Source organism: Streptosporangium sp. H16 (genome assembly GCF_051918855.1).
In the GTDB taxonomy this organism is placed as follows: Bacteria; Actinomycetota; Actinomycetes; order Streptosporangiales; family Streptosporangiaceae; genus Streptosporangium.
Map to the genome: position 1 here is coordinate 1 of NZ_JBPXMD010000107.1, position 1,341 is coordinate 1,341.

General features: G+C 68.8%; 1 protein-coding gene. It reads right to left on the bottom strand.

Going from position 1 to position 1,341, the window contains the following annotated elements; genetic code table 11:
- Positions 1-1,229: hydantoinase B/oxoprolinase family protein (locus tag ACTOQ2_RS43860; protein ID WP_440107953.1), on the bottom strand; the 1,229-nt coding region annotated here is incomplete at its 3' end.
- Positions 1,230-1,341: the final 112 nt, after the last annotated feature.

Consider the following 1,341-nt stretch of genomic DNA (forward strand, 5'->3'; position numbering starts at 1 on the left):
TCGTTGTTGCTGACCGCGAACATCTGCCCGGTCTCCGGATGGACCCCGACCATCATGAACCCCGGCACGTCACCCCCGGACGAGGCCGGCAGCCGGTCCGGCATCCCCTGCGCCAGCGCCTTGTAGATCAGCTCCAGGGCGACTGTCCCCGTCCACTGGGTGAAGGTCGCCGCCGGGTAGGCGGCGTGGAAGAGCGTGCCCGGCTCGGCCCGCACCTCCAGCGGGGCGAAGTGCCCGGCGTTGGTCTGCTCCCCCGGCGTGGTGATCGCCTTGAACGCGACCCGGCAGGTCGCGATGGTCGCGCCGAACGGGAGGTTGACCGGCCCCGCGGTCGCGCCTGACGATCCGGCGAAGTCGACGGTGAAGGTGCCGTCGGCGACGGTGACGGTGACCTGCATGCGGACCGGGTCCTCGGTGACGCCGTCGTCGTCCAGCCAGTCGACCGCCGTCCACGAGCCCTGCGGGAGACGGGCGACGGCCTCGGCGGCGGACTCGGCGGCGGTGGCGACCACGGTCTCGACGACGGACTCGACGACGGCCGCGCCGTAGCGGGCGTAGAGCTCGCGGACGCGGCGCTCGCCGGTGCGCAGCGCGGCGACCTGCGCGTTCAGATCACCGATCACCAGATCCGGCATCCGCGAATTGAACCGGATCAACTCGATGATCTCCCGATTCGGCACACCCCCCGAGAACACCTTCGTCCCCGGAAAGATAATCCCCTCCTGATGCATATCCGTAGAATCCAACACATACCCCGGATCCTTCGCCCCCAGATCCATCCAATGAGCCCGCACACACAAGAAACCCACCAGATCCACACCCACGAACACCGGACAGAACAACGTCGCGTCATAGGAATGCGCCGCGTTCCAGTACGGATAATTCAACAACACCACATCACCCGGACACAGATTCTCCCGCCCCACATAATCCACACCCTTGCGGATGGAATAGTCGTTGGCGCCGAGGAAACGGCTCAGCCCGGTGGCCTCGGCGACCAGCCGCAGGTCCGTGTCGTAGACGGAGACGCCGAAGTCGAAGACCTCGTAGATGACCGGGTTGAAGGCGGTGCGGACGAGCGTGGCCCGCATCTCCTCGGCGGCCGAGGTGAGATGGCTGCGCACCACCTCGACCGTCGCGCCGTCCACCCGGACGCGCCCCCCACCGGCGGCCTTTCCCCCGTCCGGGGCGACGGGTGCGACGTCTCCGAGGGCGAAGGGCTCAGACATCGTCGATCCCGTAGGTGCGGCGGGCCGCGTCGGGGGAGACGTAGCCCTCGGCGACGTCACGGCGCACCAGCTCGGGATCGCGCTCGCGCGGATCGCCGTGCCCGCCGCCCCC